At 48.7% G+C, this 24,174-nt stretch carries 24 protein-coding genes; 6 read left to right on the forward strand and 18 right to left on the reverse strand.

All coding sequences use genetic code 11. The features are described 5' to 3' along the window. The first annotated feature begins 16 nt into the window (after nt 1–16). Nucleotides 17–1,597: a sensor histidine kinase gene (locus HC229_RS10610; protein WP_191020462.1), complete on the forward strand. Its 1,581-nt coding sequence runs from the start codon at nt 17–19 to the stop codon at nt 1,595–1,597. A 10-nt stretch (nt 1,598–1,607) separates the two neighbouring features. Continuing rightward, a complete protein-coding gene (locus HC229_RS10615) occupies nt 1,608–2,324 on the forward strand; it encodes a response regulator transcription factor (RefSeq protein WP_191020463.1) in 717 nt (238 codons plus the stop codon). A gap of 208 nt (nt 2,325–2,532) precedes the next feature. Here HC229_RS10615 and HC229_RS10620 read toward each other — a convergent pair whose 3' ends face one another. The 10 genes from HC229_RS10620 to HC229_RS10665 form a co-directional block, all read right to left on the reverse strand. Beyond that, nucleotides 2,533–3,264 carry an acyl-[acyl-carrier-protein] thioesterase gene (locus tag HC229_RS10620; RefSeq protein WP_191020464.1) on the reverse strand — a complete coding sequence of 244 codons (732 nt, stop codon included), beginning with the start codon at nt 3,262–3,264 and terminating at the stop codon, nt 2,533–2,535. 1 nt (nt 3,265) lies between these two features. Then, a complete protein-coding gene (gene miaA, locus HC229_RS10625; RefSeq protein ID WP_191020465.1) occupies nt 3,266–4,180 on the reverse strand; it encodes a tRNA (adenosine(37)-N6)-dimethylallyltransferase MiaA in 915 nt (304 codons plus the stop codon). Then, nucleotides 4,177–4,998: an ion transporter gene (locus HC229_RS10630; protein ID WP_191020466.1), complete on the reverse strand. Its 822-nt coding sequence runs from the start codon at nt 4,996–4,998 to the stop codon at nt 4,177–4,179. Before HC229_RS10630 ends, miaA begins: the two co-directional genes overlap by 4 nt. A gap of 9 nt (nt 4,999–5,007) precedes the next feature. Beyond that, a complete protein-coding gene (locus HC229_RS10635) occupies nt 5,008–6,381 on the reverse strand; it encodes an exonuclease domain-containing protein (protein WP_191020467.1) in 1,374 nt (457 codons plus the stop codon). 120 nt (nt 6,382–6,501) lie between these two features. Next, a complete protein-coding gene (locus HC229_RS10640) occupies nt 6,502–7,164 on the reverse strand; it encodes a YggS family pyridoxal phosphate-dependent enzyme (protein WP_191020468.1) in 663 nt (220 codons plus the stop codon). Further along, nucleotides 7,148–7,648: a hypothetical protein gene (locus tag HC229_RS10645; protein WP_191020469.1), complete on the reverse strand. Its 501-nt coding sequence runs from the start codon at nt 7,646–7,648 to the stop codon at nt 7,148–7,150. The genes HC229_RS10640 and HC229_RS10645 overlap by 17 nt, the downstream gene beginning before the upstream one ends. Continuing rightward, nucleotides 7,645–8,844, reverse strand: a complete 1,200-nt coding sequence (locus tag HC229_RS10650; RefSeq protein ID WP_191020470.1) for a DUF1015 domain-containing protein — start codon at nt 8,842–8,844, stop codon at nt 7,645–7,647. Before HC229_RS10650 ends, HC229_RS10645 begins: the two co-directional genes overlap by 4 nt. 186 nt (nt 8,845–9,030) lie before the next feature. After that, nucleotides 9,031–9,918: a 3-hydroxyacyl-CoA dehydrogenase family protein gene (locus HC229_RS10655; RefSeq protein ID WP_191020471.1), complete on the reverse strand. Its 888-nt coding sequence runs from the start codon at nt 9,916–9,918 to the stop codon at nt 9,031–9,033. Nucleotides 9,919–9,942: 24 nt separating this feature from the next. After that, complete coding sequence (locus HC229_RS10660; RefSeq protein ID WP_191020472.1) at nt 9,943–10,317, reverse strand: hypothetical protein; 375 nt, start codon at nt 10,315–10,317, stop codon at nt 9,943–9,945. Next, on the reverse strand, nt 10,314–11,285 hold the full coding sequence (locus HC229_RS10665; protein ID WP_191020473.1) for a Gfo/Idh/MocA family protein: 972 nt from the start codon (nt 11,283–11,285) through the stop codon (nt 10,314–10,316). The genes HC229_RS10660 and HC229_RS10665 overlap by 4 nt, the downstream gene beginning before the upstream one ends. A 215-nt stretch (nt 11,286–11,500) precedes the next feature. On the opposite strand from HC229_RS10665, the gene HC229_RS10670 reads away from it, so the two are divergent. Next, complete coding sequence (locus HC229_RS10670) at nt 11,501–12,142, forward strand: protein-L-isoaspartate(D-aspartate) O-methyltransferase (RefSeq protein WP_191020474.1); 642 nt, start codon at nt 11,501–11,503, stop codon at nt 12,140–12,142. A 190-nt stretch (nt 12,143–12,332) separates the two neighbouring features. On the opposite strand, the gene HC229_RS10675 is transcribed toward HC229_RS10670, so the two are convergent. Together HC229_RS10675 and smpB are read right to left on the reverse strand one after the other, a co-directional pair. Next, nucleotides 12,333–12,701, reverse strand: coding sequence for a helix-turn-helix domain-containing protein (locus tag HC229_RS10675; RefSeq protein WP_191020475.1), 369 nt, complete (start codon nt 12,699–12,701; stop codon nt 12,333–12,335). A gap of 12 nt (nt 12,702–12,713) precedes the next feature. Then, nucleotides 12,714–13,172 carry an SsrA-binding protein SmpB gene (gene smpB, locus HC229_RS10680; RefSeq protein ID WP_191020476.1) on the reverse strand — a complete coding sequence of 153 codons (459 nt, stop codon included), beginning with the start codon at nt 13,170–13,172 and terminating at the stop codon, nt 12,714–12,716. 130 nt (nt 13,173–13,302) lie between these two features. Between smpB and HC229_RS10685 the strand changes: the two genes are divergently transcribed. Together HC229_RS10685 and HC229_RS10690 are read left to right on the forward strand one after the other, a co-directional pair. Continuing rightward, nucleotides 13,303–14,838 carry a S8 family peptidase gene (locus HC229_RS10685; RefSeq protein ID WP_191020477.1) on the forward strand — a complete coding sequence of 512 codons (1,536 nt, stop codon included), beginning with the start codon at nt 13,303–13,305 and terminating at the stop codon, nt 14,836–14,838. Between the two features lie 122 nt (nt 14,839–14,960). Beyond that, nucleotides 14,961–17,186 carry a M1 family metallopeptidase gene (locus HC229_RS10690; protein ID WP_191020478.1) on the forward strand — a complete coding sequence of 742 codons (2,226 nt, stop codon included), beginning with the start codon at nt 14,961–14,963 and terminating at the stop codon, nt 17,184–17,186. A 34-nt stretch (nt 17,187–17,220) separates the two neighbouring features. On the opposite strand, the gene HC229_RS10695 is transcribed toward HC229_RS10690, so the two are convergent. The 3 genes from HC229_RS10695 to HC229_RS10705 are packed head-to-tail and all read right to left on the reverse strand — an operon-like array spanning nt 17,221 to nt 19,642. Continuing rightward, nucleotides 17,221–17,769 carry a GNAT family N-acetyltransferase gene (locus tag HC229_RS10695; RefSeq protein WP_191020479.1) on the reverse strand — a complete coding sequence of 183 codons (549 nt, stop codon included), beginning with the start codon at nt 17,767–17,769 and terminating at the stop codon, nt 17,221–17,223. A gap of 4 nt (nt 17,770–17,773) precedes the next feature. Next, nucleotides 17,774–18,748, reverse strand: a complete 975-nt coding sequence (locus HC229_RS10700; RefSeq protein ID WP_191020480.1) for an alpha/beta fold hydrolase — start codon at nt 18,746–18,748, stop codon at nt 17,774–17,776. 42 nt (nt 18,749–18,790) lie between these two features. Continuing rightward, nucleotides 18,791–19,642, reverse strand: a complete 852-nt coding sequence (locus tag HC229_RS10705; protein ID WP_191020481.1) for an aldose 1-epimerase family protein — start codon at nt 19,640–19,642, stop codon at nt 18,791–18,793. Nucleotides 19,643–19,737: 95 nt separating this feature from the next. Here HC229_RS10705 and HC229_RS10710 point away from each other — a divergent pair, with 95 nt between their 5' ends. Continuing rightward, nucleotides 19,738–20,019 carry a hypothetical protein gene (locus HC229_RS10710; RefSeq protein WP_191020482.1) on the forward strand — a complete coding sequence of 94 codons (282 nt, stop codon included), beginning with the start codon at nt 19,738–19,740 and terminating at the stop codon, nt 20,017–20,019. A gap of 24 nt (nt 20,020–20,043) precedes the next feature. Here the strand turns inward: HC229_RS10710 and HC229_RS10715 are convergent, their stop codons facing one another. From HC229_RS10715 to clpB, 3 genes are all read right to left on the reverse strand, one after another. Then, entirely contained in the window at nt 20,044–20,520 is a 477-nt protein-coding gene (locus HC229_RS10715; RefSeq protein ID WP_191020483.1) for an energy transducer TonB, read from the reverse strand. Between the two features lie 200 nt (nt 20,521–20,720). Next, nucleotides 20,721–21,263: a type 1 glutamine amidotransferase domain-containing protein gene (locus tag HC229_RS10720; protein WP_191020484.1), complete on the reverse strand. Its 543-nt coding sequence runs from the start codon at nt 21,261–21,263 to the stop codon at nt 20,721–20,723. A 287-nt stretch (nt 21,264–21,550) separates the two neighbouring features. After that, on the reverse strand, nt 21,551–24,157 hold the full coding sequence (gene clpB / locus HC229_RS10725; protein ID WP_191020485.1) for an ATP-dependent chaperone ClpB: 2,607 nt from the start codon (nt 24,155–24,157) through the stop codon (nt 21,551–21,553). Nucleotides 24,158–24,174: the final 17 nt, after the last annotated feature.

Genomic DNA, 24,174 nt, shown 5'->3' on the forward strand with positions numbered 1-24,174 from the left:
GTTAATTTTGTGAATGATGAATAAGTTGTTTTTCCGATTGCTCGTCGTTCTCATGAGTTTGTCCCTGATCGGAATAATCCTCGTTCAGGTTTATTGGTTTGATACGTCATTCAAAAACAATGACGAACAGTTTCGTTTTCACGTCAAGCAAATCATGAGCAACGTGGCCGAACAGCTGCAAAAAGAGGAGATGTACAGCTTCATAAGCCGGTACAACCGACTCAAGGACAGCACCGGGAAGGCGCCCGCGAAGAGCGATTTTCTCGAATTCGGTTACTATCAGCGCGACAAGCGGACCAATGAGACCATCGTATACTCGAACAGCATTTTCTCGGAAGATTACAATCTGTCCTCGTTCTTTGATAAATTGCCAGACAGCACGAAGATCAAAAGTTTTACGGCCAAACGAACCACTGAAATATACAGTCGCAACGGCCTTGACGTATCGGGAATGCCAGCCAAAACGACTCCCGACATCAAAATCGAGAGATCCGGCAGCGACGACATCCTGAACCAGGCGCAATTCGACATGTATTTCAAGGATATTGCCGCAGTACAACCGTTGCAGCAACGCGTCAGCAAAGAAAAGCTCCAGAAATTGCTCACCCGCGAACTGGATCAATTTGGCGTGAAGACCTCTTATGAATATGCGGTTTACAGCAACGGGTTGGCCACGAAAGTAAAGTCGGACCGGTTCGCGTATGATAAATATGCGACGTATTCCATCCCGATATTTACCAACGACGAGAGTTCGAACAGTTATCAGTTGCTCGTGAGCTTCCCTCAGAAAAAGAAATTTCTTTTCTCTGAATTGGTCGGGATCACGGTACTTTCGATCGTATTTACGCTCATTATTATCATTACCTATTCAAGTGCCTTGAACCAGTTGATCAAGCAGCGCCAGATTTCGGAAATCAAAACCGATTTCATCAACAACATGACGCACGAGTTCAAAACGCCGATCGCGACGATAAACTTGGCGCTTGATGCGATAAAGAATCCGAAAATCATCGACAACCAAGACGCGGTAAAACGCTATTTGCAGATGATACGCGACGAGAACAAACGCATGCACGCCCAGGTCGAGAACGTACTCAGGATATCGAAGCTCGAAAAGAAAGAGCTCGAAATCACCAAGGAATCCAATGACGTACACGAAATCCTCGAGGAAGCCATCGAACACGTAAGCCTGATTTTGGAAGATCGCCAGGGAACGATCACGACGCATTTCAATGCCAAGCGATCTACCGTTCTTTTGAACGACGTGCATTTCACCAACGTTCTGGTGAACATTCTGGACAATGCAATCAAATATACACCCGGAATCCCCGAGGTAGACGTGACGACAGAAAACGTAAAGGACTTTGTCATCATTCGCGTCAAAGACAACGGGATCGGGATGAGCAAAGCGGCACAAAAACGAATTTTTGAGAAATTCTACCGCGAGCACACGGGCGATATCCACAACGTTAAAGGCCACGGTTTAGGTCTTGCTTACGTGAAGCGGATCGTCGACGACCACAACGGTCAGGTTTTTGTCGAAAGTGAAAAAGGGAAGGGTAGCACCTTCATTATCAAGATACCACTAATTAACTAAGCGAACAGCTATGGAAACGGAAAATAAGAAGATCCTATTAGTAGAAGACGACCAGAATTTCGGGGCGATCCTAAAAGACTACCTCACCCTGAACGATTTTGACGTTACCCTCGCCAAAAACGGCATGGAAGGCTTCGAAAAATTCAAAAAAGATACATACGATCTCTGCATACTTGACGTCATGATGCCCTACAAGGACGGCTACACCCTGGCAAAGGAAATCAGGGAAAAGAACAAGGACGTCCCGATTATCTTCCTCACGGCGAAATCCATGAAAGAAGACGTGCTCAAAGGCTATAAAGTCGGTGCGGACGATTACCTGAACAAACCATTTGATTCCGAGGTGTTGCTGATGAAAATCAAAGCCATCATGCAGCGCAAGGCCGCCGATACCAAGAACGACAACGTTAAGTTTGAATTCAACATCGGCAATTTCCACCTCAATTCAAAATTGCGCTTTTTGACCTACAAAGACGAAGAGCCTATCAAATTGTCGCCAAAGGAGAATGAGTTGCTCAAGCTTCTCGTGTTGCATGAAAACGACCTTATGCCGCGCGAGTTGGCGCTGACCAAAATCTGGAGGGACGACAATTACTTTACCTCGCGAAGCATGGATGTCTACATCGCCAAGCTTAGAAAATACCTCAAGCGCGACGAGGACGTCGAAATCCTCAACATTCACGGAGAAGGTTTCAGGCTTGTCGTAAAGAATGGAGCTGAAAAATAAGAAGATCCTCGGTTAGCGCCGGGGATTTTTTGTTTAATGTTTGAAGTTTAAAGTTTGGAGCTGATCCCGCTGTACGCTATAGTTTTACAGTTGAAGCCGCTTTTTTGAACTCGTTTTTCGGGCTCCCTCCGGTCGCCCTCAAACATCGTCAAAAAAGGCGTCCCCAACTGCAAAAGCTGCCGCTTCCATCGGGGCTAGGCTTCGATCGTCAACAAGAAATCTTCAATCCGAAACACGCCTTGTCATCCTTGAGAATGCCAAATGTGCGCTGCTGCACATCAGCCTTTATTTCGACGACATCATCCAAGACCAACTCCTTCATAAAATTCATGTCGATCGATTGTATTCGGTTTGCCATCAGTACTTCCGGGTCAAATTGGTCGAGGCACCACTCGAGATATTTTACGTTATTGGCATGATTGACGATGTCGAGATCGGAAATCAGTACTTTGTGATCGGCCAGTTTGATATCCAAATCGTAAAGATCCACTTTTGAAGTGCGCTCGTTTGTCGAGAAGTCATCGGCAAATTTTTCGAAATGTTCGTGGGGCAACGCGAGTGCTTCAGGTCTTCGCGAGGCCGTGTTGAAAACAGCCCAAAACGTTTCGCATCCTACGATTTTCCTGTCGCCGGCATACATCTCCAGCGCACGGACAGATCGGGAATTCTCAAGGCTCACGATCCAAGTCTTTATAGTCACCTTGTCCTTCCACTTTGGCAATTCCAGGATTTCGACGCGCATCCGGCTCAACACCCATGCTTGTTGGTAAGCCTGCATATCGCTGAAGCTGATACCACCCATTTCGGCGTGGTCGCCAGCGGCCAATTGCAGCAAATTGCACAGATCGGTAAGCCGCAAATGCCCGTTTGGCAAGCATTGCGTAAAATCTATCGTTCGCTTGTGGGAATAAAAGGATGTGAAGTTTTCGGCTATCGGCATGCTATCGGCTTTTTTGTGACATCGTGTTTGCTATGTAAGCGTGTATGGAGAGGCGATCATCAAATGCAAACCAGGTCGTATCGTTATTTCTTCGGAACCACGTCAATTGCCGTTTGGCGAAACGTCTTGTATTCGTCTTGATCGCCTCGACAGCGGTTTCCAAATTGGTCTTGCCGTCAAAATAGTCGAACAATTCCCGATATCCTACGGTTTGCAAGGCGTTCAATTGTCGATACGGATATACGGCTTGTGCCTCCTCTACAAGCCCTTTTTCGAGCATGATGTCGACCCGTTTGTCAATGCGGTCGTAAATGATCCCGCGAGGCGCGTCAAGGCCAATCACGATGGGAGTGAATCGGCGTACCTTGGTTTCCCGTTTGCGGAAAGAGGAGTAAGGCTGGCCCGTCCCGATGCAAACTTCGAGCGCGCGCATCATCCGTTGCGGATTCTGTATATCAGCCTCGGCAAAATAGTACGGATCGTATTTTCGCACCTCCGATTGTAAGTGCGTCAACCCGTACTTGGCATAGTCAGCCGAGACCGCGGCACGCACTGCCGAATCAATCTCGGGAAATTCGTCAAATCCGTTGAGTACGGCATCGACATAGAGCCCAGAGCCGCCAACCATTACGGCAACGTCGCGGGTCTCGAACAACTCATCGAGTTTTGCAATGGCGTCGGTTTCAAAATCGCCTACGGTGTAGCGCTCAAAAATGGATTTATTGTGGATGAAGTGATGTGTTGCCGCCGCGAGCTCGTCTGCCTCGGGAACCGCGGTGCCAATAGCCATCTCCCGGTAAAACTGGCGCGAATCGCACGAAATGATCTCGCAATCGAACGCCTGCGCAAGTTCAATGCCCAGCGCGGTTTTTCCAATTGCCGTTGGCCCGACTATCGTGATGAGAAATTTGCTCATGAGTTCAGGATGTGCCCGCAGTTATAGCAGAATCTGGCGTCATCCCTGTGGTGATCGGCGTTGCAGCTCGGGCATTTTTGAGTGTTGAGATGGACTGCTTGCCCTCTCATGAGCTGAGCGCCCACCAATCCGGTAGGGACGGCGATGATACCATAACCCAGTATCATGATCAGGGACGAAATCAGTTGTCCGAGAGGCGTGGCCGGCGTAATGTCTCCAAAACCTACGGTCGTTAGGGTGACGATTGTCCAATAAACGCTCATCGGGATACTTGAAAAGCCGTGTTCCGGCCCTTCGACGATATACATGACCGTGCCTAACATCACGCAAAGCACGACAACCGTGAAAAGGAAAACGGCGATTTTGGTACGGCTTCGTTTGAGAGCGTCGGCCAATTGGTTGGCAGCGCCCACGAAGTGAACGAGTTTCAATATGCGGAATATGCGCAGCAGACGGAATGCGCGCAACGAGACCAAAAAGTGCAATCCGGGGAAAATCAGGTCGATGTAGGACGGCAGCAGCGAGAGCAGGTCGATCATCCCGTAAAGGCTGACGATGTACGCATATGGTTTTTTTACCGAAACGATCCGGCCTATATATTCGATAGTGAAAAATATCGTTATGACCCACTCCACGATGGCGAGTTCGCGACCGTAGACGATCTGCACCGATGCCACGCTTTCGAGCATAACGGCAGCGATACTTAAAATTATCAGGCCTAATAATATGAGGTCGAATACTTTACCTGCCGGAGTGTCCGCTTCATAAATGACGGTATGCAGTCTACTCCGGAACCTGTTTTTGGCGCTTTCTATCATCCCATCAAGTTACGCATTCGCGTTAAAGTGGACAACTTTGAGTTTAGGGTTTCTGCGCAAGTGCATCCGGATGATAGCCGTCGTGTCGCGATTGTGGCTCATGGGCACTAGAATTTTGTACAGTACCGACGGATTTCTCATCTGGTAGTTCAGGTCGAAAAATGCATAGCCCTTATAAATTCCGTTTTCTATCAGCACGGCGCTGCGTTCACTTACATTGCGGCCGCGATCCATGATGATCATATTTTCGGAAGTAAACGTATAATCGGACAGGAAAGCCTCGACCCGGGCGTTGTATTCTTCCAAACTGACTTTTCCGGCGCACGCCCCGTCGCAAATCTTGATCTCAAAAGAGCGACAGGCATTTTTGGCATCGTCGATTCCGGTAAGCTTTGGGCAGAGATTGTATTTCTGCGTGAGGCGGTGCATCGTGGTCTTAGCCTCGATGATCGAATGAAAGGCAGTGATTTCCTTGCGGTTCGCATCGAATTTTTCCAACACGAGATTCATGTAACCGCCTTCGTCCGTTTGCGTATAGAGCGCCCACTGTAAATTCGTCTTGGATTGCGACCGATTGTATTTCGGCTTGTTGATCTTTACCTCGTGGCTTTCCTTGAGCAGGGCGATAAGCTCGCTTCCGGTTTCCTCATAGGTCACGTCAAAAACGTCGAGCTGTATTTTTTTGGACTTGTTCGAAGTTCCCGTAAAATGCTGGTTGACGCGCTTTTTAATATTTTGGCTTTTCCCGATGTAGATGATTTTCCCATCTTCCCGATGAATATAGTAAACGCCGCATCGCGACGGCAATTTGTCGATGATATCGAGCAATTTCGGCGCAATCCCTTTCTCGACTTCGGTTTTGATGAAGGTTGAGATGATGGTTTTTTCGGCGTCTTTGTCGAGCAACATCTTGAACAGTTTTACAGTCGCCATCGCATCTCCGGAGGCGCGGTGCCGGTCGGCAACCGGGATACCGAGCGAGCGCGAGAGCTTCCCGAGGCTGTAAGATGGCATGTCAGGGATGAGTTTTTGTGCAAGTTCCACCGTATCGAGGGTCTGGGCCTTGAAATCATAACCCAAGCGCCGAAATTCCAGCCTCAGCACGCGGTAGTCGAAAACAGTATTATGCGCCACGATGATACAGCCTTCGGTAATTTCAATGATGCGCTTGGCAACCTCGAAGAATTTAGGCGCAGATTCCAGCATGGCGTTGCTGATCCCTGTGAGTTTCACTACAAACGGCTGAATTGGTATTTCCGGGTTCACCAGGCTGATGAACTGGTCGACGATCTCGTGCCCGTCGTAACGGTAAATCGCGATTTCGGTAATGCCTTCTTCGTTGAACTGGCCTCCGGTGGTTTCTATGTCGAGGATTGCGTACAAGATAATTAGCGAATTAGCAAATTTGAAAATTAGCGAATGAGGTTCGTGCTTGAAAAAACCGATATTCCGGCGAACGCGAACGTACCATTCGCTAATTCGCTAATTTATCGCATTCGCTAATTAACGCGTCCCAAATATACTGCTTCCAATCCGAACCATCGTACTTCCGCAGGCAATAGCTATCGAATAATCGCCGCTCATTCCCATCGAGAGGATTTCCGGGTTGAAGTTGTGTGTTTTCGGGAGTCGTTGCAGGTCGTCGAAAAGCGATTTGAGCTGTGAGAATTCGTTCTGGATTTGGCGCTTATCATCTGTAAAGGAAGCCATCCCCATCAAGCCTTTGATTTCGACGTTGGTCATTTTACGGAAGGTTTCCGAGCCGAGAAGCTCGTTCACTTCGCCTGCATCCAAACCGAATTTTGTCTCTTCATTGGCTATGTGAACCTGCAACAGGCAAGCAATGACGCGTTGGTGCTTAGCGGCCTGTTTGTCGATCTCCTGTAAAAGCTTGAGGGAGTCGACGCCGTGGACCAGCGCTACGTAAGGCGCCATGAATTTTATCTTGTTGGTCTGGACGTGGCCGATCATATGCCACTCGATATCCTGAGGCAGCGCTTGTTGTTTGGCGCTCATTTCCTGGATCTTGTTTTCTCCAAAAATACGCTGGCCGGCCTCATAAGCTTCCAAAATGTCTTCGTTCGGTTTCGTCTTTGAAACTGCCACAAGCGACACATTTTCAGGGATCGCCTCACGGATCTCCAGTAAATTATTGCGTATGGACATGATTGTCAAAAGCTTTGTCGATTTGCGCCAGGCAATCCTTCACAAGTTTTTCCAGTTCCGGCGAGGAGCCTGGGATGGGTGAAGTTTGGATCCCGTCCGTAAAGATGAACTCTTTCTTTTTCGTCGATACCGATGGTGTCGGATTCTGGATCACTAACGTCTCATTGTATTGCACGCCTGAAACCACGCCGTTCGCATAATGGAAGTCGGTAGCGATCGTCCTGATACCTTCGCCTGTCTGTGGGATTTCGTTTTTAGCGCACGCTTTCGCGATGTGTTTCCCTGGCGAACCGTCCGCTTTCACTGACGAAATTGTCCAGATCGAAATTTTGGTGCCGTCCGGAAGTCCGGTTTCGATTGTGGGCTTTGCGTCGCGCAACCTGCCTTCGAGAACTGCGGTTTTGTCTGACGAGGCTTCCTTCATGTCCTGCGCCAATAACGGGCAGCCGACCAATGCGAGCCAAATGAGCAATAGGTTTTTCATATTTCGTATATAACGAGTCCGCTTCTGATTTTAGGCTCAATATACGTACTTTTTGGCGGAAGGATCTCGCCTTTATCGGCCAATTCGCGTATTTGGCTGAACGCGATAGGAAACAAGGTAAACCCAACTTCGAATGCTTCGGTATCGACAAGTTCTACCATTTTGGTCAGCGGCTGGTTTCCAGGAATGTAATCGATGCGGCCGTCATTCCGCAAATCTCCAATCCCTAATATAGGATTAAGCAGCTCGTCATAAAGAAGTTGGGCGTCGATATCGGAAGTTTCGCTCAATGGTTCGAGCGCATAGAAATCGCCGTCGAAATACATGCCGAACTGTCCTTTCCTGATTGGTTTCCACAGTTCGTTTCCTCGATTGACAACCGTGAAAACCTTCTCGACCCGACTCAGGAATTCTGCTTTGGACAAATCGTTCAAATCGCTGATGACGCGGTTGTATTCGTTAATTTTTACTTCGTTCTCCGAAACGAGAAACGCCATAAAATGTCCAAGGTTGGAATTTCCCGAAGCGTTGTGGCGCTCATATAGCATGGCCGCCGAAGCAGATCGGTGATGGCCGTCGGCAATGTAAAGTGACGGGATTTTTTCAAACTCGGTGACAAGCCAGTCGATCTGTTGTTTATCGCGAATACGCCAAAGCGTGTGTTTATCGCGGTTCGGAGATGAAAAAAGGTAAAGCGGGCGCTTGCGTCTGGTGGTGTCGATCCAGTTTTGAAGCGACGGGTTTTCCGGATAGGCCACAAGAACCGGTTCCGTGTTGAAGCCCGTAATATGGAGGTATTCCTCGAATTGCTCCACGCGATATTCAAGGGTGTCTTCGTGTTTCTTGAGTTTGCCGTCCAAATAATCCTGAACCGAAATTGACGCGATTATCCCCGTGTAGCTGCGGCTTTTGGACTGGAGCTCGTAGAGATAGAAAATAGGTTCGGTTTCCTTTTTGAGTACGCCTTCATCCTTGAAATCCTGGTATTTCGCCTTGACCTGCCCGAATCGTTTGTTCGGATCGTTCTTTTGTACGTTCACGTAACCGGGATGCAGCACGTGTAAAAACGAGAACGGATTGAAGTCGAGCTGGGCGGCAAGTTCCGAAGCGGTATAATCGTCATAGGAACGCGAGGTCACCAACGGCGCCTTGTCGCGTGTCGGACGCACAGCAGGGAAAGGAGTGATTTTGGGCATTGTTAATTAGTCGATTAAATAATTAGTCAATTAGCGAATTAGTCAATTAGCGAATTAGCGAATTGTAGGTTGGGGTGGTAGCGAGATAGCAATTAATAAGTCGGAATAAGTGATTTACTGAGTTAGCAAACCGGTTCCGTCCATTCGCTAATTATCACCTCGCTAATTCGCTAATTCTCACATTCGCTAATTAAACTGTTTCGCAACTCTCTCCGCTTTTTTGCTCTCGCTGTAGTCGTAAAATCCTTCTCCTGATTTTACGCCGAGTTTTCCGGCCCTGACCATATTGACCAGCAGTGGGCAAGGCGCATATTTCGGGTTTTTGAACCCGTCGTACATTACATTGAGTATGGCAAGACAAACGTCCAGGCCGATAAAATCCGCGAGTTGCAAAGGTCCCATCGGATGCGCCATCCCGAGTTTCATGACCGTGTCGATTTCGTAAACGCCGGCCACGCCGTTGTAAAGCGTTTCTATCGATTCGTTGATCATCGGCATCAAAATGCGGTTGGCCACGAATCCCGGATAATCGTTGACCTCTACAGGAACTTTTCCGAGTTTTTCGGACATCTCCATGATGCTTTCGGTTACGTTGTCGGACGTGTTGTAACCGCGTATGATCTCCACCAATTTCATGATAGGCACAGGATTCATGAAGTGCATACCGATCACGCGCTCCGGATGCGTCACCACGGCGGCTATCTGGGTTATCGAAATCGAAGAAGTGTTCGTGGAAAGAATGGTTCCGTGCGAACAGTATTCGTTTAATTGGCGGAATATATTGAGCTTGAGATCAACGTTTTCGGTTGCGGCCTCAACCACGAGATCAACACCTGTCACGCCGTCTTTGAGATCAGTATAGGTAATGATGTTCCCGATGGTTTTCGCGCGGTCTTCTTCGGTTATCGACCCTTTTGCAACCATGCGGTCGAGGTTCGAGGCGATCGTGGTCATTCCTCTTTCGATATTCGCTTCGGAAACATCCACGAGTTTTACGGTAAATCCGCTTTGGGCGAACGTATGCGCGATTCCGTTACCCATGGTTCCGGCACCGATTACGGCAATATTTTTCATTCTGTAGTTGGTTTGGTTTGTATTTTAAATTAGGGTGAAGCGTTGCGCATCCAAAGATCTGACCGACGAATAGACGAGCCCGACAGATGCTAGCAAATAACCACTTAAGACGAGTAGTATTATCATCGAGGAAAGCAATTGGTCTTTTCCCCACGAAAAGCCTTGAAAGATGAACGCAGTAGTCAGTACAAGTGAAGCCATGAACGCGAATATTCCGTAAATCAACCGGAACACGCTAAAGGGCAACGCGACCGGCAATATCGTGGCGCCAAACAGGACAAGCCCGACGAGGATTGCCGAGCGCTGCGAACTGTACACCATCGTGAGGAATACGAGTCCGGAAAGGGCAAAGTAAGTTGATGAAAAAAACGTTATATTTTTGACAGACAGCCGTTTCATAGCACTCGCTTAAAGTTTTCGATTATGCGATAGGCGACCTTCAGGGCCTCGGTTCCGTCCTCAAGTGTCACGATAGGCGTGGCGTCATTCGTTATTGCGTCGGCAAAAGTTTCCAGTTCATCAAGGATGGCATTGTTGGCCAAAATTTCGGGATTTTTGAAGTAAATCTGTTTTTTTACGCCTTCCGCATTTTGAAGGATCATATCAAAATCTCCAGGATTTTCAGGTGCGTCTTTCATTTTGACGACCTCACACTTTTTCTCGAGGAAATCGACCGAAATGTAAGCGTCCTTTTGAAAGAAGCGCGACTTTCTCATGTTTTTTAGGGAAATGCGGCTCGCCGTGAGGTTCGCCACGCAACCATTTTCGAATTCGAGCCGGGCGTTCACGATGTCCGCCGTATCGGAAATCACAGAGACGCCACTCGCATGTACGTGTTTCACAGGCGATTTCACTACCGACAAAATCACGTCGATATCGTGTATCATCAAATCCAGGACAACGGGAACGTCCGTGCCCCGTGGATTGAATTCCGCAAGGCGATGCGTCTCGATGAACATAGGGTTTTCGATCATTTCGCGCGTTGCAATAAATGCGGGATTGTACCGTTCGACATGGCCAACCTGACCTTTTACGTCATATTCGTTTGCTAGAGCGATGATCTCCTCGGCTTCCTCTATCGTGTTTGCAATCGGTTTTTCGATAAAGACGTGCTTGCCTGATTTGATCGCCACACGCGCGCATTTGTAGTGCGAAAGCGTAGGCGTGACGATATCGATTACGTCCACGGCATGGATCAGCGTAGCGATGGTGTGGAAGCGCTTGTAGCCAAATTCGGACTCTATCTTATCGGCATAATCAGGATTTTCGTCATAAAACCCGACAAGCTCGTATTTTTCGGATTGCTGCAAAAGACGCAAGTGGATTTTTCCAAGATGGCCTGCGCCCAAAACTCCAACTTTAAGCATTTGGTTTGTGTTTTGAGCAAATGTAAGGATTAGTGCCGAAAGTCCCATCAACTTCAAAATTCCGTTGCTCGTTATTCGCCTGTCCGACATGCGCAAAATCTTTATCGCAAACGCGGCGGTGGCGGCAAACGGAAAATGCCATCAAAGGAATGTCGGTTGGCGGACGATGAATATTGAAGTTTTGAGTATTTTTACAATCCAAACCAACTTCCGAATTGAAAGACACAAATAAACATCAAGGCCTTAGAAATCAATTGGTTAATCAGCTTCGCGACAAAGGCATCACGGATGAGGCCGTGCTTGCGGCAATCGCAAAAATCCCGCGCCATCTGTTCCTGGATTCCTCGTTCGAAGATTTTGCCTACCAGGACAAGGCTTTTCCAATTGCCGCGGGCCAGACGATTTCACAGCCGTATACGGTGGCGTTCCAGTCACAACTGCTTAATGTAAAAAAAGACGATAAGATACTCGAGATCGGTACGGGATCGGGTTACCAAACGGCCGTTCTTTGCACTATGGGCGCCAAAGTCTACAGTGTGGAGCGACAAAACGAACTGTTCAAAATTACCTCGGTGTTGCTTCCGAAACTTGGCATAAGGCCCAAACACCTTTCGTTTGGCGACGGCTACAAAGGCTTGCCCAACTATGCGCCTTTCGATAGCATTATCGTGACCGCCGGAGCGCCCGTCATTCCGCCGGCGTTGATGTCGCAGCTTAAGATAGGAGGCAGGCTCGTGATCCCTTTCGGTGACAAGAATCAAATCATGACGATGCTGGTCCGCAAAGACGAGACGAAGTTCGAGAAACACGAATTCGGTGAGTTCCGTTTCGTGCCATTATTGGAAAACAAAAATTGATGTTCTGGGCTTAACTTTTCTTGTGATTACGCAATGGAGGAGCTACTCATCCTTATGTGCTTGAAAAGGTCACCAATGCGGAAATGATCTGGTTAGCCGGGGGCGATCAATCGAAATTTGCCGAAGGGCGTCTATTTCGTGAAAATGCGATTGGCGGAGGAAGGACCGCAACCCGAAAAATGATCAAACGTTAGTCTTTTTTTCCCAACATTCCCTTCAACGCATCCATCTCGCGGAGTAATTTCTGGAACTGGTCGTCCACTTCTTTATTCGGCTTCTCGCCAAGTGCGGTTTCGGCCGCTTTGAGCGCTTTGAGGCCAAGCGGCTCGTTTTGTATCTCTGCCAATATTTTTTCGGTAAGCCAACACAGCAGTATCTCGTCCTGATCGATTTCGAAAAGTTCGGAAAAAAGGACAACCTGGGTTCGCGTCGGACGTCTCAACCCGTTCTCGAATTTGCTGACGAGCGCCTGGTCGATTTTGAGCGCTTCCGAAACCTGCCTGGTTGTAAATCGCTTCGCAACGCGTCCGTTTTTGAGTAGATACTTGAGTTGCTGCATAGTCGAACCGTGTTACCTGTAGGCCTTTTTTATACGGTCGATGTCGCGTTTGGTATCTGATTCCTTGAGTGATTCGCGTTTGTCGTATGTCTTTTTACCGCGGCAAAGGGCGATGTCGAGTTTGGCGAGCCCTTTTTCGTTCGTGAACAATTTGAGCGGAATGATCGTCAATCCTTTTTGCTGCACGCTTTTTTCGAGACTTTTGAGTTCGCGCCGGTTGAGCAGTAATTTGCGTTCGCTTTTCGATTTGTGGTTGAAGGTATTTCCGAACGAATATTCTTCGATCGAAGTGTTGATAGCGAACAGTTCGTGCCTTTCGTTGAACTCGCAGAAACCTTCGGTGATCTGGGCCTTGCCGAGCCGGATCGATTTGATCTCGGTTCCTGTAAGTACGATCCCGGCAGTATAGGTTTCGATGATCTCGTAATCGAAACGCGCGCGCTTATTGAGTATGTTGACGGTTTTTTGCATCAGGGAAGCAAATGTACGCCAAAATGGTTGTCAGACAAAATGCAGGCTGTTCATAACTTTTGGGTTTTCAGCCGGACCCGCCCAGGATTTTTGTTATACATTGGTGATAACCAACAAAATAAGCAAAATCATGATGAAGAATTACGTGAAATTACTCTCGGTGTTTGCGGCATTTTCAATCGTTTCCTGCTCTCCGGAAGAGGCTGGAACTGAAGCGATAAGCCCGACAGAGCAAAAACAATTGGCTCCGCTTTCGACAGAGCAGATCAACGGCCAGATCGAAAACTCGCTAAGAGCTACGGGCGATTTCAACTGGAATCAATCCGATAATCACTTTGTATGGAGCGCGTTGCACCACAGCGAATTCATCGTTTCCATAGGTTTCGGATCTGCACCTCAGGACATCCAGCGTGCCAAATCGCCAAATGGTAAGAGGATGGAGATGCAATTGCTGGATATGATATCCGATCTCGAAGGCGTCAGTAAAAGGGAATTCCTGGTATTCAGCGATCCGGTGCTCAACACTATGGATGTCATAGTGAAAAAACAGTCGACACTTGCCGCATTGCGAAAGTCAAAAAATGTAAGATATGCCGAGCCTGGGAACTACCGCTTTTTAGGAACGCGCAACGGTGTGGAGCGACCGCGCGACCTTACCGAGACAAGTTCCGGCGTCAGTTCGGGATCGGGCTGCGGTTACGACGCTACGGCGTTGAGCCCTGCAGATTTCACGACGGTATCGCCAAACGCCAGAGTAGCCTGGACGCTCACGCACCACAATGTTCCCCAAGCCTGGAACCATGCCACTGGGGCAGGTGTGGGCATTGGTATTGTCGATACCGGCATTTCGCCTCAGCAAACGTTGCTCGGAGCGAGCTTCAACACGGGCGCCTCATCCGGGAGAAGCATTCAGAAATTTGGTGTTTATGTCGATTCAGCCTGGCCTTGGTCTACGGCAACAGACGGTTTCAACGACCTTTGCGGACACGGGACGAGTATGGCTTCGGCGGCCGCAGCCCCGCGCAACAACAGCGGATTGCCCGTCGGCGTCGCCTATAACGCCAATCTCATAAGCTATCGCGCAGCTTCGAATGTGGTACTCGAAGGGTATCACGAGCAGGAAGGCGTGAAAAAAGCGTTTACGGCCCTAGGCAACAATTCCGGTGTAAAAATCATCTCGATGTCGATGGGGCATGTATTTTCCGTAGGTAAAATCTCCGACGCGATCAAATTCGCCCACAGCAAAGGCAAATTGATCTTCTGCGCCGCCGGAACTTCCACAAGTTTTACGACTTTCGTGGGCGTCATTTTTCCTGCCAGCATGAATGAGGTCGTGGCCGTTACGGGAGTCAAAGAAGGCAGCTATGCCAAATGCGATGTTTGCCACACGGGCGGGAAAGTTGAATTTACCGTCGCCATGCAACGCGCTTCTTCAGGCAATACGGTTCCGGTGGCGAGCTATTACAACGACCAGTCCGATTACGTTGGTGGCTCGTCGGTCGCCACGGCCACGACAGCAGGAATGGCCGCGTTGGTTTGGTCGAAATATCCCACATGGACGCGCGACCAGGTACTAAACCGGCTACGGCAATCGGCACATTTTTATCCCAACAAAAATAGCCAGTTCGGTTATGGGAACATCAACGCGATGCTGGCGGTCCAGTAAGCGGCAATATTGTTTTAGGACTGTCCAATGGGCGGTTTTTTTTGATCGTCAATAATTTGGTAACAATTGAGGCAGTCTTTCGACCAATTCGCTAAATTCGACACCTAACAAAAATACTGACAATGAGATTATCCCTTGTTTTAGGGCTGTTCGCAGCGACATTTTTACATGCCCAGGAAAAAAGTACTACGTCGTCCTACGATTACAATGCGGCATTTGCGCCTGGATTTTACAATGTTACCGGAAATGAATACCGCAGCGCCAGCGGCCAGCCAGGCCCGAAATATTGGCAAAACAGAGCGGACTACAAATTGACCGCGTCGCTCAACGACCAGACCGGCGAAATCATCGGATCGGAAATTTTGACGTACTCCAACAACAGCCCAGACGCGCTTCCGTTTCTTTGGCTGCATATCGATCAAAACCTATTTGCAAAAGAGTCGCGCGGAAATGCCGTAATCCCTACGTCCGGCAGCCGGAATGGTGCGAGAGGCGAGGTGTTCGACGGAGGGCACAACATCAAGTCGGTAAAATTGATCGCGACCGCAAAAGGAGGGAAGACGACCGAAACGCCGCTTGCCTTCACGATTACCGACACCCGCATGCAAATCAAACTTCCGAGCCATCTCAAAACGGGAGGGAAAGTGTCGCTCAAAATCGATTTCTCATTTGTTTCTCCTGTTTACGGATCGGATCGGATGGGAATCCAACCGACCAAAAACGGCAAAATTTTCGAGGTTGCCCAGTGGTTTCCCAGAGTATGCGTTTACGACGACATCCGCGGCTGGAACACGACGCCTTATCTCGGCGCAGGTGAATTCTATCTTGAGTATGGCGATTTCGACATGAAAATAACCGCGCCTTCCAATCACATCGTAGTAGCTTCGGGTGAATTGCTCAATCCGTCGGAAGTATATACGGCAGAGCAATTACAGCGTTGGAAGCAAGCCGGCCAAAGCGACAAGACGGTAATGATACGTTCGGCTGCAGAGGTGACCGCTGCTGCTTCGCGTCCGTCGGGAAAACCGAGCCTGACCTGGCATTTCTCAATCAAGAATTCGCGAGACGTGGCTTGGGCGTCGTCGGCCTCTTTTATAGTTGACGCCGCACGCATCAATCTGCCAAGCGGGAAAAAATCGCTTGCTATTTCGGCATATCCTCAAGAAAGCGACGGCCAAAAAGCATGGGGACGTTCGACGGAGTATACCAAGGCCTGCATCGAGCACTATTCCCAAAAATGGTTTGAATATCCGTATCCGGCGGCGACGAACGTTGCGGGTGTCGTAGGCGGAATGGAATATCCGGGCATTGTTTTTTGCGAATACACTGCCAGGGAAGGCGGACTTTGGGGCGTCACCGACCACGAATTCGGACATACCTGGTTTCCTATGATCGTCGGTTCTAACGAGCGTGTTTTTGGCTGGATGGACGAAGGCTTCAACACCTTTATCAATGAGTTGAGCACCGATGCCTTCAACAATGGCGAGTACAAGCAACCCGCTGCGCCTATGTCGCAAATTGCTATGACGACGCAAAATATGGAGCCGGTGATGAGTGCTCCCGATAATATGAAAGAAGCCCATGTCGGTTGGCTCGTGTACGAAAAACCGGCAGCCGGGCTTAGAATGTTAAGAAATGAAGTGTTGGGACCGGAGCGATTCGATTACGCCTTCAAGACGTACATTGAGCGGTGGGCGTTCAAACATCCGCAACCTGAAGATTTTTTCCATACGATGGAAAACGTCGCCGGGGAAGACCTGGCCTGGTTCTGGCGTTCGTGGTATGTCAACAAATGGCCGATGGATCAGGCCATCACAAAAATCATGTACAAAAAGAACGATCCGTCGAAGGGAGTCTACATCACACTTGAGAATTTAGGAAAGATGCCGGCGCCTGTCGTTATGGATATCAAATACAAGGCAGGCAGCTCCGAACGCCTGAAACTCCCCGTGGAGATTTGGCAACGCAATGCCTCGTGGACCATCAGGCATGCGTCGACATCAGAAATCGAAAGCATCACGCTCAACCCTGCGGGTACGCTGCCGGACATCAATGCGGCGAACAACGTTTGGACCAGCGGTAAGGGCACACTCGAAACAGACATCGACTTGTCGCCTTATACCGGAACTTTCGGCAACAAACAGGTTCCGATCAAACTCGTATTTTCCGAAAAGGAAGACGGGCTCTACATCGGAATCGACAGCCAGGAATACAGGCTGGAGTACAAAGGAGGCAACACATTCGCCGTGCCTGGCGGACAAGGAACCCAATTCACTTTTGACGAATCCAGGAAAAGTCTGGAGTTGCTAGAAAGCGGTCAAAAAATCATCTTCAACCGGGAAAAATAAAAAAAACGAAAGCCGCTCTGATTGGGCGGCTTTTTTATTTGTTGACTATCGAGTAATGGACGGAGTCGATGAACTTGCCGTCGTAAAACTCGTTTTCCTTGAAGTGGCCTTCTTTTACGAAACCGTTTTTTTGCAGGACTTTTTCTGAAGCGACATTGTCAGGATCGATTACCGCTACGATGGAATGCAATCCCATTGTTGAAAACGCGTATTCCACAAGTTTTTTTATGGCTTCGCTGACGATTCCCTGTCCGTGGTAATCGGGATGGATCATGTATCCGATTTCAGAGCGGAAGTGTTCGAATTCCGTGCGGTAAAATCCCATTATGCCGACAAGTTTGTCGTTCCCTTTGAGTGTCACGGCCCAATTGATGCCTTGATTGGCCTCGATCTGGTCGTTTATCTTGGCGATGTGAGCCAATGCCTCGGTGTGATCTTGTATTAACGGACGCGGAATGAATTTCATGTTTGCGGGATCGGAACGCATCTCAAAAACCTCCACAACGTCGGATTCCGAAAGTTTCCTTAGGTAAAGTCGTTCGGTCTCGAGTATCGGGAAAAGGGAAAAGTCGTACGTTAGCATGTCGCTAATTTAAGAATTTTACCACTTCCTTGTTTACGATTTCCGGTTGGTCGGTGTTCATGAAATGCCCGGTATCGGGAACGCGGATTATCGATACGCCCGCTATGTTCTCCTTTGCCTTTTCGCATGATTTGTCGCCGTTCATGCAGTCGTTGTCGCCCGAGAGGAAAAGTACGGGCATCTTGAGTTTTTTGAGGTCGTCGTCCGAAAAAGGAATCATCTTGGTTACCTGGGGCCTGCTGTCGCCGTATTTGCTGGCAATGTAGAATTGTTCCCTGAAGTATGGATGTATTTTTTCAGGATGGTTCGCGAAAGCCGCCATTGTCTTGGCGAGACTTTTGCGCGACGGAAACATTTTGAACCACATGGCCGGGAAAATCTTGAAATCGACCCAACCGAAAACCTGGGCTGGGCTCAATAACACCAGGCGTCGGATGCGATTTTCGGGCTGTATCGCCAGGTGAGCGGCGATCCATCCGCCTCTTGAGGTGCCGATGAGGTCGACCGAGTTCAATTTGAGCTGGTCGAACACATCGTTGTAAAAGAGCACGATGTCCTGATTGTTCAACGGATCGGTCTTGAGTACTGACTTCCCGGCGTCCATAATATAATCGACGGCATAGACCCGATGCGTTTTGCTAAGGGCTTTTATATTCGGATACCACATCGTCGAGCTCGCATCCATGCCGTGGAGCAGTACAAGCGGTTGTCCGTTTTTGGGTCCCGATACGATGATGTGCGTAGGGCCGAACCGCGTCGGCACATCGATTTCCTCGTATTTGACGTCGAACAGCGAAAGCGTCCTGTCGTAAGCCTTGTAGTATTTTGCTTTTTGTTTTTTTGATTTGAACAGATATTCCGGTAGAAAATCGGGTCGGTTTTTTTGATGAGGCAAGATGATCGAACTGCAACCCGAGAGCGTGAAACTAACGATAACAGCAACGATCAAACCTTTTATCAGGGAAGATTTGTTGCGCATTGAGTGTGGTGTTTACTCAAATATACGCAATGGATTTGCGGCTCAGAATACCTCTATCGTGAAATTCGTGTTAAAAACAGCCTCGGATTCGAGCACCATCATGCTTTCCTTTTCACTGATATTGCCGCTAGCACCGGTCGTATCGGAATATCCGAACCATGGCTCTATGCACAAAAATGGTGCGCCGGGTTTCGTCCAAAGCCCCAAATGAGGAAAATCGTCATATCCGACGGTAACCACCCGTTTGTCGAGACGCAGTATCGAAACGGATTTGGCCGCAATATTTTTCAGGACGAGGGCGTCTTTTTCGAAAAGGGAATAGTCGAGCGCCAGGCGCCGGTTTTCGAGCGGAAGCGTCTCGATGGTGTCCGAAAGTAGATCGTTCTCAAGCAGATTGGCCCTCAGCGAAGCTCCTTTCTCAAACTTCAGCGAATAGTCGGTAAAGTTGCCGGCCAAGGCGAATGCAGGATGCGCCCCGAGTGAAAACGGCATTTTGCCCGTCCCTTCGTTGATTACGCTATAGCCGATCAGCAACTTGTTGTCCATCAATCGGTAATTGATTTGGAGCCAGAAGCGGAACGGGTACTTTTCGAGTGTTTCTGCCGAGAATTGCAACGAGAAAACCGCCTGGTTGTCAGAATGGTGGGTCAGGGAGAATTCCATATCGCGCGCAAAGCCATGTCTTCCCAATTGAAAGTGCGCTCCTTTGTATGTGAACCCGTTATTTTTCAACGTACCTACGATAGGGAACAGCACAGGGGAATGTTTGCCCCAAAACTGAGGGTCACCGTTCCAGATGTATTCCGTTCCGTCAGGAGATTTAAAGGAAACCAGCTCTGCTCCATGATAATCTATCGTTGCTGAGAATCCATTATGTGAAAGTGTCTTTTTCAAAGTATAATAAACTTTTTTAACAAAATTATTGTCTGCGAAATATATTTTTATATTTTTACCCTCACCTCAAACCTTACAAACTTAAACTTGACCTTATGATCCCTAGTTTTGAAACTATAGAAAAGGAGTCGATAGCTGAATTGAAATTCCCGCATTCAGACGTGCTGAAAGACAGGGAAGCCCAAAGTCTCAGGCAGTCCGAACTGCACCGGGCACTGTTGCTCGGCAATCTCGAACACTCAAAGATACGCATCTATTTCGAGGATATCGATTCTAAAAAAGTTGTTGAAACCACGGTCTGGGGATTGACCGATAATAGCGTCATTCTCAAGAAAGGCGTCGGGATCCCGATCAATAGAATCTACAAATCATTTTAAATCCGCCCTAAAGCGGATTTTTTTTTACAACGAAAAATTGATCGGATAATTGAACAGGCAACGCACCGGTTTTCCGTCCTTCAACGCCGGTTTCCACGTTTCTTTGAATTGGGACAGCACGCGCACCGATTCAACTTTCATCGTTTCCAGCTGCGCGAGTTCGTACTTTTTCTGATCCTCGGATACGGTTTTGGCTTTGGCTTCGTCAATATCCTTGGCGCTCATGTAAATGAACTTTACGTCAGAGATGCTTCCGTCGATCTCCACTACGAATCCAACAAAGATTTTCACCTTTTTATTGCGGACGTCGGGCATCCTGAGATTTTGGCTCGTGAACAGGGCCAATGTGTACATTCCATTCTTGAGTTCGGGTCTCACGTCGACCTCGGGCGTTCGGTAAATCTTCGCATCATCCGGCAGTGGCAAGCCGATTCCCGCCTCTACACTGGTCTGGGCAATTACCGGTGCGCTAAGCAGGAGAAAAAGTAGTGTTCTTCTCATTCAGGGTTAAGTTTGGTGTTTTAGTTTACCGCAATATAAGTTAAAAACGTACTATGTATGGAAACTTCCGGTTAAATAGTTTTTAAGATTTCGGTATTCCGGACAAACCGTTTTTCAAATTGAAAAAATGTTAAAAACTGTCGATGAACGACGTCCCAAAATGAAAAACCCGGCATTCTGAATACCGGGTTTTCGATGCATTAAGCGTTGGAATGTACGCCTTCCTTGATCTCTTCGATCATCTTTCGGTTAAAGGCGGGCAAATCTTCCGGAGTACGGCTCGTTACCAAACCATTGTCGACCACGACCTCCTGGTCGCTCCAGATGGCCCCGGCGTTGATAAGGTCTTTTGAAATTGCCTTTACGGATGTCATTTCTCGACCGTCCACGACCTCGGCGTTGATCAACACCTGAGGCCCGTGGCATATTGCGGCAACAGGTTTTTTATCGTTGAAAAAACCGTGGATAAAATTCAGTACGCCTTCTTTGGTGCGCAGCTTGTCCGGGTTGATGACGCCTCCGGGCAGGACCAAAGCATCATAGTCGCCGGAGTTGATTTCGTCAAGCGTGTAGTCCACTTGGTATTCGCTTCCCCAGTTTCCGTCGGCCCACGCCTTGATCGCGCCTTTTTCGAGACTGACGATATCGGCTTGCCAACCTTCGTTTTCCAATGCTTGTTTCGGAGATTTCAGTTCGCTTTCTTCAAATCCGTGCGTGGCCAGAATAGCTATTCTCTTTTTCATGGTAGTGTGTTTTAAAGTAGTTGCTTAAAGATAGCACGCCCGGTAAAGAATTTTTGCCAACGGAATCGTAAAATTGTGGTTAAATCGGGAAGTGGGACGCGTTACAGATCGAGAGGGAGGATTTGTGGTCACATTTAACATTTTTTGCGGATTTTCTGTAGTGGGTTTAAGCGATTATGGGTTAGTTTGCGCCTGGGTGGGTGCGGGCTGCGCGCTTATCCTAAACCGGCGGACAAAAAAAAACGCCGACCGTTTCCAGCCAGCGTTTTGATACTTAATTCCATCAATCAATTATTCGCCAATTCGGACTGGTTCCTGAAAACCAGCTCCCCGTCAAAACTGTCGAGTAAGATAATACTGTCGGTCTTGATTTGTCCGGAAAGGATTTCCTTCGATAATTTGTTGAGTACCTCCCGTTGGATCACCCGTTTAACAGGGCGTGCCCCAAACGTAGGATCATACCCTTTTTGCGACAGGTATCCAATTGCTTCAGGCGTCGCATCCAGCGTGATTTGCTGATGGGCGAGCATCCTGGTGACGCTTTTCAGCTGGAGGCCCACGATTTGCCTGATGTCGTCGCTCGTCAATGGCGTGAACATCACAATTTCATCGATGCGGTTGATGAATTCCGGCCGCACCGTTTGCTTGAGCAACCCGAGAACCTCTTCTTTGGCTGCAGCGGTGGCCGCTTCAACCGAACCTTTGAGGTTTTCGAATTTTTCCTGGATGATGCCGCTTCCCATATTCGAGGTCATGATGATGATCGTATTCTTGAAATCGGCAAGTCGGCCTTTATTGTCGGTCAAACGCCCTTCGTCGAGCACCTGGAGCAAGATGTTGAACGTGTCCGGATGCGCTTTTTCGATCTCGTCGAGCAGCACTACCGAATACGGTTTTCTCCTGACGGCCTCGGTCAATTGTCCGCCTTCGTCATAACCGACGTATCCCGGAGGCGCGCCCACCAAACGGCTCACGCTGTGACGTTCCTGATATTCGCTCATATCAATCCGGGTCAACGCATTTTCGTCATCAAATAGATATTCCGCAAGCGCCTTGGCCAATTCGGTCTTTCCGACGCCCGTCGTTCCAAGGAATAGAAACGAACCGATCGGCTTCTTGACGTCCTGCAATCCCGCCCGGCTTCTCCTTACCGCATCCGAAATGGCCTCGATCGCCTCGACCTGTCCGACGACGCGACGGTGTAGTTCCTCTTCGAGATGCAGCAGTTTCTCTCGTTCGCCCTGCATCATTTTCATGACCGGAACGCCCGTCCATTTGGCCACGACTTCGGCAATGTCTTCCCTGGTCACTTCCTCTTTTATCAGGGAAGTGCCGCGTTGGTTCTCGGCCAGCTGCAATTGCAACTGCTCCAATTGCGCCTGTGCATCTTTTATTTTTCCGTATCGCAGCTCGGCGACTTTTCCGTAATCTCCATCGCGTTCGGCACGTTCCGCTTCCGACTTGAAATTCTCGATATCGGTTTTGACGTTCTGTATGTTGTCCACGACGTCTTTTTCAGACTTCCATTTGGCAAAAATCTCATTGCGTTCTTCCTTGAGATTGGCCAGGTCCATTCCCAAAATCTTGAGTTTGTTCTCGTCCTGTTCCCGTTTGATCGCCTCGATTTCGATTTCCAACTGCATGATTTTGCGATCAAGCACATCGAGCTCCTCGGGTTTGGAGTTGATTTCCATTCTCAGCTTCGACGCGGCTTCGTCCATTAAGTCAATGGCTTTGTCCGGTAAAAATCGGTTGGTGATGTAACGCTGGGACAATTCGACGGCGCCTATGATCGCGTCGTCCTTAATGCGAACTTTGTGATGGGTTTCGTATTTTTCCTTGATACCGCGCAGTATCGAGATCGCGCTTTCGGTATCGGGTTCGTCCACCAAAACCTTTTGGAAACGTCTTTCGAGGGCTTTGTCCTTTTCGAAATACTTTTGGTATTCGTCAAGCGTAGTGGCTCCGATGGCCCGCAATTCCCCGCGAGCCAATGCGGGCTTGAGAATGTTTGCCGCATCCATCGCGCCTTCGCCACCGCCGGCTCCAACCAACGTATGGATCTCGTCGATGAACAACACGATGTCGCCTTCTGAAGTCGTGACTTCCTTTACTACCGATTTTAGTCGTTCCTCAAACTCCCCTTTGTACTTGGCTCCGGCAATCAGCGCGCCCATATCGAGAGAGTAAATGACCTTGTCTTTGAGGTTTTCGGGTACGTCTCCGTCGACGATGCGGTGCGCCAATCCTTCCGCAATCGCGGTTTTCCCGACGCCGGGTTCGCCCACGAGCATTGGGTTGTTCTTCGTGCGACGCGTCAGGATCTGCAAAACGCGCCGAATTTCCTCATCGCGCCCAATGACAGGGTCGAGTTTGCCGTTGCGCGCCAGTTCGTTGAGATTCTTGGCGTACTTGTTCAGCGAATTATACGTTTCTTCGGCAGACGCGGAAGTCACGCGTTCTCCTTTGCGAAGTTCGTCGATTGCGGCTTTCAGGCCTTTCTCGGTCACGCCCTGGTCTTTGAGGATCTGGGCGACTTTGCTCGACGATTTGAAGATGGCCAGGATCAAATGCTCGATCGATACGAACTCATCGCTATTGTTCCTGGCAATGATTTCCGCTTCGTTCAATGTCTTGGACGCTTCGCGGGAAAATTGAAGGTCACCTCCGGAGACTTTCGGGAAATTGTTTAGTGTGGAATCGAGTATTTGCCGGAACAACGGCACGTTCACGTTGAGTTTCTTCAGGAGAAAAGGCGCGACGTTCTCGTCCACTTCAAAAATTCCCTTAAGGATGTGTTCGTTCTCGATCTGTTGTTGTCCGAGGCTTTGTGCAATCTGTTGGGATTGCTGTAGCGCCTCTTGTGATTTGATTGTAAATTTATTGATGTTCATATTCTATTTTCCTTAAC

It is taken from the genome of Flavobacterium selenitireducens (assembly GCF_014748335.1).
GTDB lineage: Bacteria > Bacteroidota > Bacteroidia > Flavobacteriales > Flavobacteriaceae > Flavobacterium > Flavobacterium selenitireducens.